This window comes from Pseudomonas sp. Sample_24, from assembly GCF_004307605.1.
Classification (GTDB): Bacteria; Pseudomonadota; Gammaproteobacteria; order Pseudomonadales; family Pseudomonadaceae; genus Aquipseudomonas.
On record NZ_RCNW01000071.1, the window covers coordinates 1 to 7,763 of the forward strand.

Here is a 7,763-nt window from a genome sequence, read left to right on the forward strand (position 1 = left end):
CGACGAAGACCTGTCCGGTCAGATCGAAGACCTCATGTTCGTGTTCAACAACCTGGCCGATGTCGACGACCGCGGTATCCAGGCATTGCTGCGCGAAGTGTCTTCCGATGTGCTGGTCCTGGCGCTCAAGGGCTCGGACGAAGGCGTCAAAGAGAAAATCTTCAAGAACATGTCCAAGCGTGCCGCCGAACTGTTGCGCGACGACCTCGAAGCCAAAGGCCCGGTGCGTGTCAGCGATGTGGAAACCGCGCAGAAAGAAATCCTCACCATCGCCCGCCGAATGGCCGAAGCCGGAGAAATCGTTCTCGGTGGCAAGGGCGGCGAGGAAATGATTTAAGCCCATGGCCAAGCATGATGATTTACCCACTGACCTGATCCGGGCCGGGGATGTCAGTGGTTTCGATACCTGGGCGCTGCCCAGCTTCGACCCGCCAGCCCCCGAGCCTGAACCGGAGCCGGAACCCGAGCCGCCGGAAATGGAAGAAGTGCCGCTGGAGGAAGTCCAGCCACTGACCCTCGAAGAACTCGAAAGCATTCGCCAGGAAGCCTATAACGAAGGCTTCGCGGTGGGTGAAAAAGAAGGTTTCCATAGCACCACCCTCAAGGTCCGCCAGGAAGCCGAACAGGCATTGGCGCCAAAGATCGCCGGGCTGGAGCAACTGATGGCGCATCTGTTCGAGCCGATCGCCGAACAGGACACCCAGATTGAAAAGTCCTTGGTCGATCTGGTGCAGCACATCACCAAACAAGTGATTCAGCGCGAACTGGCCATTGACTCGACGCAAATCGAACACGTCATGCGCGAGGCGCTCAAGTTGTTGCCGCTGGGCGTGGGCAACGTGCGGCTGTACATCAATCCGCAGGATTTCGAACAGGTCAAAGCCCTGCGCGAACGCCATGAAGAAACCTGGCGCATTGTCGAAGACGAATCGCTGTTGCCGGGCGGCTGTCGGGTCGAGACCGAGCACAGTCGTATTGACGCCACAGTGGAAACCCGCGTCAAACAGGTCATGGACAAATTGTTCGATCAGCTCCACGAGCAGGCACTGCACCCAGCTGCGCCGGACGTGAGCTTTGAGCTGCCGGTCGAAAACAAGCCCGCAGTCGCAGCCGATGCGGATCTCCCCGATGCGCCTTGAACGGACCAGTTTCGCCAAGCGCCTGAGCAGCTATGCAGAGGCCACGGAACTGGCTGGCGCACCGATTCTTGAAGGCCGCTTGCTGCGTATGGTCGGCCTCACCCTTGAGGCCGAAGGCTTGCGCGCGGCGATGGGCAGTCGTTGCATGGTCATCAATGACGACAGCTACCATCCGGTGCAGGTCGAAGCCGAAGTCATGGGCTTCTCCGGCAGCAAGGTCTTCCTGATGCCGGTCGGCAGCGTCGCCGGTATTGCACCCGGTGCCCGCGTCGTTCCTTTGTCCGACACGGGTCGCTTGCCGATGGGCATGAGCATGCTTGGCCGTGTACTCGATGGCGCCGGTCGTGCACTGGATGGCAAGGGCGGGATGAAGGCCGAAGACTGGGTGCCGATGGACGGCCCGACCATCAACCCGCTCAAACGCGAACCGATCAGCGAGCCGCTGGACGTAGGCATTCGTTGCATCAACGGCATGCTGACGGTCGGTCGCGGCCAGCGCCTCGGTCTGTTCGCCGGTACCGGCGTCGGTAAATCCGTGCTGTTGGGCATGATGACCCGCTTCACCGAGGCCGACATCATCGTCGTCGGGCTGATCGGCGAGCGGGGTCGTGAAGTTAAAGAGTTCATCGAGCACATCCTCGGTGAAGAAGGGCTCAAGCGTTCGGTGGTGGTGGCGTCCCCGGCGGACGATGCACCACTTATGCGTCTGCGCGCCGCCATGTACTGCACACGAATCGCCGAATATTTCCGCGACAAGGGCAAGAACGTCCTGTTGCTGATGGATTCGCTGACCCGTTTCGCCCAGGCCCAGCGGGAAATCGCCCTGGCCATCGGCGAGCCACCTGCGACCAAGGGTTATCCGCCTTCAGTGTTCGCCAAGTTGCCGAAACTGGTGGAACGAGCGGGTAATGCCGAGAAGGGCGGCGGTTCGATCACAGCGTTCTACACCGTGCTGTCCGAAGGCGATGACCAACAGGACCCGATTGCCGACTCGGCGCGGGGCGTGCTCGACGGGCACATCGTGCTGTCCCGACGCTTGGCCGAGGAGGGGCATTACCCGGCCATCGATATCGAGGCGTCCATCAGCCGGGTGATGCCGGCGGTGGTGTCACCGGAACACATGACCCGTGCGCAGTATTTCAAGCAATTGTGGTCGCGTTATCAGCAAAGTCGCGACTTGATCAGCGTCGGCGCATACGTCGCCGGTGGTGACCGCGAGACCGACCTGGCGATCTCCCTGCAACCGCAACTGGTCAAGTACTTGCGCCAGGGTCTCAACGACAGCATCAGCCTGGGCGAAAGCGAAGCGTATCTCGCCTCGATCTTCGCGCCCGCGGCGGGCGGCTAACCGGCCATGGCCCAGACTCGGGCAGGGCGCCTGGCCCCCGTGGTGGAAATGGCCGAGAAGGCCGAGAAAACCGCGGTCCAGCGCTTGGGGCACTTTCAAGGGCAAGTGCGGCTGGCCGAAAGTAAACTCGCCGACCTTGAAGCCTTTCGTCTCGACTATCAGGAACAGTGGATCGTGCGCGGCAGTAGCGGCGTGTCGGGCCAATGGCTGCTCGGGTATCAGGGGTTTCTGGCGCAATTGGGCACGGCCATCGATCAGCAGCGGCAAAGCCTGGCCTGGCACCAGAACAACCTGAACAAGGCACGGGACACCTGGCAACAGGCGTTTGCCCGTGTCGAAGGTTTGCGCAAACTGGTGCAGCGGTATGCCGATGAAGCGCGGGCCATCGAGGACAAGCGCGAACAGAAACTGCTGGATGAATTATCGCAGCGCTTGCCACGGCAGGATCAGTATTGAATCAGGCTGACCGCGTTATCGTTCATCGCGGGCAAGCCATGCTCCTACGGGATTGTTGCGATCTTGTGAGCTTCATGAAACCTGTAGGAGCATGGCTTGCCCGCGATAGCGATCCGACGGCCGTCACAACGCCTTGCCTTGCCCCAACCTCTACCAAATGCTAAACCTTGTACAAGCAGGTTCACCAATGACAAGGAAGCCATGACATGTCAGTTGTTACAGAAGTATCCCCCGACGGCCAGAAGCTGACGATATCGGTCAAGGGACGGTTCGATTTCGCCAAGCATCAAGAGTTTCGTGAGTCCTACGAACACAAAGATCTTGGAGCGGTTGTAGTCGACCTGAAAGAAGCGACCTATCTCGACAGCTCTGCGCTGGGCATGTTGCTGCTGTTGCGTGATCACGCTGGCGGTGAAAACTCCGATATCCGCGTGGTCAACAGCAGTTCGGATGTGAGGAAAATCCTCGCCATCTCCAACTTCGACAAACTGTTCGACATCAGTTGACCGCCGTGCACGCTGCACTGGAATCATTGACGATCCTCATCGCCGAAGACAGCGCGGCCGATCGCATGCTGCTATCGAGTATTGTCCGCCGTCAGGGCCACGAAGTACTGACGGCAGCCAACGGTGCCGAAGCGGTCGAGGCGTTTCGCCAGAACCGTCCGCAACTGGTGTTGATGGACGCGATGATGCCGGTGATGGACGGCTTCGAGGCAGCACAGCAGATCAAGGCACTGGCCGGGGAAACCCTGGTGCCGATCATCTTCCTGACCTCGCTTTCCGAAAGTGAAGCGCTCGCCCGCTGCCTGGAGGCCGGGGGCGACGATTTTTTGGCAAAACCCTACAACCAGGTGATCCTCGCCGCCAAAATCAAGGCGATGGATCGCTTGCGGCGGCTGCAAGCGACCGTGTTGCAACAGCGTGACCAGATTGCCCGGCACCACGATTATCTGCTCAACGAGCAGCGGGTGGCCAAGGCCGTGTTCGACAAGGTGGCCCATTCCGGTTGCTTGAACGCTGCCAATATCCGCTACCTGCAATCGCCTTACGCACTGTTCAACGGTGACTTGTTGCTGGCCGCGTACACACCGGCGGGCGACATGCATGTGCTGCTCGGTGACTTCACCGGCCATGGTTTGCCCGCCGCGGTAGGGGCCATGCCGCTGGCGGAAGTTTTCTACGGGATGACGGCCAAGGGTTACGGCTTGTCGGAAACCCTGCGCGAGATGAACGCCAAGCTCAAACGCATCTTGCCGGTGGACATGTTCTGTTGCGCAACGATGCTGTGTCTGAGTTTTCAGAGCCGTTCGGTGGAAGTATGGAACGGCGGCATGCCCGACGGTTATCTGCACAGCATCGCCACGGGTGAACGCACGCCGTTGTCGGCTCGGCACTTGCCGTTGGGCGTGCTGAGCGCGCAGACATTCGATGACAGCACGCAAGTGTTTCCGATGGCGGAGGGTGACCGGGTTTTCCTCTTGTCCGACGGGGTAATCGATACCTGCGATGCCAACGATCAGTTGTTCGGGGTGGAGCGCCTGCAACGGGTTTTTTCGGACAATCGTGAACCGGATGCGCTGTTCGAGGAAATCGGCCAGGCGCTGCGCGACTTTGGCGGTGAGACCCGCGACGATGTCAGTATGGTTGAAATCAGCTTGCTTGAGACTTCGCCGCTGATTGCGCCGACCCCGGTGTATTCCGACAGCGGTCAGTCGTGCCCGCTGGACTGGTCAGTGAGTTTCGAATTTCGCGCCGCGACCCTCAAGCGCTTCAATCCACTGCCGTTCCTCCTGCAATTACTGCTTGAGGTCCATGGTCTACGGACACAGAGCGGGGCGCTCTACAGTGTGTTGGCCGAGTTGTATTCCAATGCGCTCGAGCATGGTGTCCTGGGTCTGGACTCAAGCCTCAAGCGCGATGTTTCGGGGTTCACCCGTTATTATCAACAGCGCAACACACGCCTGGACGAACTGCAGGACGGCTACGTACGGGTGCATCTGCAGGTCACGCCGCAGGGTGAAGGTGGTTGTCTGGTGATCCGCGTCGAGGACAGCGGCAAAGGGTTTGACGTCGCGCGGGTGCTGGATCGCCCGGTTGATCCTGTCCGTCTGTCGGGACGTGGTGTGAGTCTGATCCGTCAGTTGGGGCGTAACGCCAGTTGGTCCGACGATGGTCGAAGTGCCCGCGTGGAGTTTTTCTGGGAGGCTCTGGCATAATCCACGCATTCTTGATCAAGGAGTGAGCAAGTGGCTGACACACATCTTGACCCGGACGCGCTGAGCGCGTTGCGGGAAGTCATGGAGGATGGGTTTTCGACGTTGGTCGATACCTTCCTCGCTGACTGCGAAGTACGCCTGCAATTGTTGCGACAGGCAGATACGGCCACGCAAGTGATCGAGGCTGCCCACAGCTTCAAAGGCAGCAGCAGCAACATGGGCGCGGTGCGGCTCGCCGAGTTGTGTGGTCAGCTTGAGCGGATGGCCAGTGCGTTCCCGACTGCCGAAATTGGCCAATTGATCACCGACATCGATGGCGAGTTCGCCATCGTTCGTCCTCTCTATGAATTTGAACGACAGCGTTCCCCGGCGGCGAGCTGAGTCGTTTGGCGCCTTTCGTCGTCTGCTGGCGAAACTGGCGCGACCCTTGCAGTTAACTCTTCCAACTGTACCTACGATCCCAGTGCAGCGGAGACCGTTAAATGCCCGTTACCCCCAATAATCTTCTTCAGGCCGTCGCGCCGGCCAAGGCTCAAGCGGCGTCCGCCAATTCCACGGCATTGACCGCTGAGCCCGGGGACAAGGCTGCAAGCTTCGCTCAGGTGTATGCCAAGCAAGCCCAGAACAAACCTGCCGCAACAGCTGATAGCCCGGTCAAACCGGTGCGTGAAAAGGCTGTGGACAGCGCTGGCAAGAAAGACGTCGTGGACGACAAACCTGCCGCCGCGCAACCGGAGGTTGCCGATAGCGGCAAAACCTTGCCCGCCGATAATCCGGCGCAGACCGAAGGCCAGGCTGCCAGCGACGATGCTACCGATACCGCGCAAACGCCGGTCGCCGAAACCGCACCTGTTGATCCGACGCTTGATCCTGCCTTGCTGCTGGTGGTTCAACCCGCCGTGGTCGCGCCTGCACCGGTGACGACGCCGGTCGTGGATGCCGCTCAATTGCCGGTTGAGGCTGCGCTTGGCGCGCCAGTTGCTGCTCCTGTGACAGCCGCGTCGGCGGCTGTTGTCACGGATGCCGAATTCGATCCCGAGGCTGATCCTCTTGATGCATTGCCGGCCTTGCGCATGGCGATGGAGCAAAGCGGCCACGTTTCCGCGTCGAGTCAGGCACAGCCGAAAGCGGCTTCGACTACCGCCCAGGCCCAGGCCGATGGCGAACAGACCGCTGCGCAAAATTTTGCTGCCGGGATGGCCGGTATGCTCGAGGTCCAGGCCGACAAGGACAGCACCAGCCAAGGTGGCGATAAGGCCTTCAGTGGCTTGATCGATGACGGTCTCAAGGACTTGAAATCGGCCAGCAGCGATACCCGGGTCGACGATTTCGCCAACCGTCTGGCGGCGCTGACCCAGGCTGCCACGCCGAAAACCGCCAACGCCTTGCCGGTCAATCAACCGATTGCCATGCATCAGAACGGCTGGACCGAAGAGGTGGTGAACCGGGTCATGTACCTGTCCAGCGCCAATCTCAAGGCAGCGGACATTCAGTTGCAACCGGCAGAGTTGGGGCGTCTCGACATTCGGGTCAACATGGTTCCGGATCAGCAGACCCAGGTTACCTTCTTGAGCGCGCACCCGAGTGTTCGCGAAGCGCTCGACGGGCAGATGCATCGCCTGCGTGACATGTTTGCCCAGCAGGGCATGGGCCAGGTTGACGTCAACGTCTCCGACCAGAACCGAGGCTCCCAGGATCAGGGGCAGAATCAGCAGGCGCAGAGTGGCAGGACCAATACCACTGGTGGTCGTCTTGATTCGATGGATGACGACGTGGCGCCAGCGGTTGCTGAAGTCGCTGCTCCGGTGACCAGTGTTATCGGCTCCAGCGCAGTCGACTATTACGCCTGATCCCGGCAGACCTATGACTCTGTGGGAGCGGGCTTGCCCGCGAAGGCGTCGGCACCGTCAGCATCAATGTTGAATGTTCCGGCCTCTTCGCGGGCAAGCCCGCTCCCACAGGGGGCGCAGTGTTCTTCAAAACGCGCACATCCCCACCCATCCCTCTCCCGACACTTCTGGCATAACACTTGCTCTTGCCTTGCCGTGCGACTGTGAAAACCCGAATAGTGACGGATTATTGGCATGGCGAAGAGCGACGCAGCAGTAAAAGACCCCGCAACCAAAGGCAAACTCAAGCTGATTATTGTGATCGTGCTGGCCCTGCTGCTGGCGGTCGGTTTGTCCGTGGGGGCGACCTGGTACTTCATGCACAGCGCCCAGAGCAAGCCTGCCGCCGTGGTCGAAACCGCGCCGCTGGGCAAGCAGCCGGCGATATTCGAGCCGATGGCGCCAGCGTTTGTCGCCAATTACAACCAGAACGGCCGTCAGCGCTACATGCAGGTGAGCATCACCATGCTTGGCCGCAACCAGGCCGATCTGGAAGCGCTCAAAGTGCACATGCCGGTGATCCGCAACAACCTGGTCATGCTGTTTTCCGGGCAGGATTTCGCCACGCTGGCGTCGCCGGTCGGTCAGGAAATGCTGCGCCAGAAAGCCACGGCCAGCGTCCAGGAAGTGGCGCAGAAAGAGCTCGGCAAAGTGGTTGTCGAACAGTTGCTTTTCACTAATTTCGTACTGCAGTAGGAACACGACATGGCCGT

At 60.2% G+C, this 7,763-nt stretch carries 9 protein-coding genes; all 9 read left to right on the plus strand.

Going from position 1 to position 7,763, the window contains the following annotated elements:
• Positions 1-337: FliG C-terminal domain-containing protein (locus D8V06_RS03180; protein WP_277751285.1), on the plus strand; the 337-nt coding region annotated here is incomplete at its 5' end.
• Between the two features lie 4 nt (positions 338-341).
• Positions 342-1,139 (plus strand): flagellar assembly protein FliH, encoded by a 798-nt coding sequence (fliH, locus tag D8V06_RS03185; RefSeq protein ID WP_130930426.1) that lies wholly within the window; start codon positions 342-344, stop codon positions 1,137-1,139.
• Positions 1,129-2,487 carry a flagellar protein export ATPase FliI gene (fliI, locus tag D8V06_RS03190; RefSeq protein ID WP_056853020.1) on the plus strand — a complete coding sequence of 453 codons (1,359 nt, stop codon included), beginning with the start codon at positions 1,129-1,131 and terminating at the stop codon, positions 2,485-2,487. Before fliH ends, fliI begins: the two co-directional genes overlap by 11 nt.
• Before the next feature lie 6 nt (positions 2,488-2,493).
• Complete coding sequence (gene fliJ / locus D8V06_RS03195) at positions 2,494-2,943, plus strand: flagellar export protein FliJ (protein ID WP_056853019.1); 450 nt, start codon at positions 2,494-2,496, stop codon at positions 2,941-2,943.
• A 206-nt stretch (positions 2,944-3,149) separates the two neighbouring features.
• Positions 3,150-3,449 (plus strand): STAS domain-containing protein, encoded by a 300-nt coding sequence (locus D8V06_RS03200; RefSeq protein WP_056853018.1) that lies wholly within the window; start codon positions 3,150-3,152, stop codon positions 3,447-3,449.
• Between the two features lie 5 nt (positions 3,450-3,454).
• Positions 3,455-5,161, plus strand: a complete 1,707-nt coding sequence (locus D8V06_RS03205; protein ID WP_130908479.1) for a fused response regulator/phosphatase — start codon at positions 3,455-3,457, stop codon at positions 5,159-5,161.
• 30 nt (positions 5,162-5,191) lie between these two features.
• Positions 5,192-5,542: an Hpt domain-containing protein gene (locus tag D8V06_RS03210; RefSeq protein WP_056853017.1), complete on the plus strand. Its 351-nt coding sequence runs from the start codon at positions 5,192-5,194 to the stop codon at positions 5,540-5,542.
• Between the two features lie 101 nt (positions 5,543-5,643).
• Positions 5,644-7,011: a flagellar hook-length control protein FliK gene (locus D8V06_RS03215; protein WP_130930427.1), complete on the plus strand. Its 1,368-nt coding sequence runs from the start codon at positions 5,644-5,646 to the stop codon at positions 7,009-7,011.
• Positions 7,012-7,245: 234 nt separating this feature from the next.
• A complete protein-coding gene (gene fliL, locus D8V06_RS03225) occupies positions 7,246-7,746 on the plus strand; it encodes a flagellar basal body-associated protein FliL (protein ID WP_056853015.1) in 501 nt (166 codons plus the stop codon).
• Positions 7,747-7,763: the final 17 nt, after the last annotated feature.

Excerpts from the sequence above, each read along its gene's own strand:
- fliH (WP_130930426.1), top strand. The coding sequence starts at position 342 with ATGGCCAAGCATGATGATTTACCCACTGACCTGATCCGGGCCGGGGAT.
- fliI (WP_056853020.1), top strand. The coding sequence starts at position 1,129 with ATGCGCCTTGAACGGACCAGTTTCGCCAAGCGCCTGAGCAGCTATGCA.
- fliJ (WP_056853019.1), top strand. The coding sequence starts at position 2,494 with ATGGCCCAGACTCGGGCAGGGCGCCTGGCCCCCGTGGTGGAAATGGCC.
- D8V06_RS03200 (WP_056853018.1), top strand. The coding sequence starts at position 3,150 with ATGTCAGTTGTTACAGAAGTATCCCCCGACGGCCAGAAGCTGACGATA.
- D8V06_RS03215 (WP_130930427.1), top strand. The coding sequence starts at position 5,644 with ATGCCCGTTACCCCCAATAATCTTCTTCAGGCCGTCGCGCCGGCCAAG.
- fliL (WP_056853015.1), top strand. The coding sequence starts at position 7,246 with ATGGCGAAGAGCGACGCAGCAGTAAAAGACCCCGCAACCAAAGGCAAA.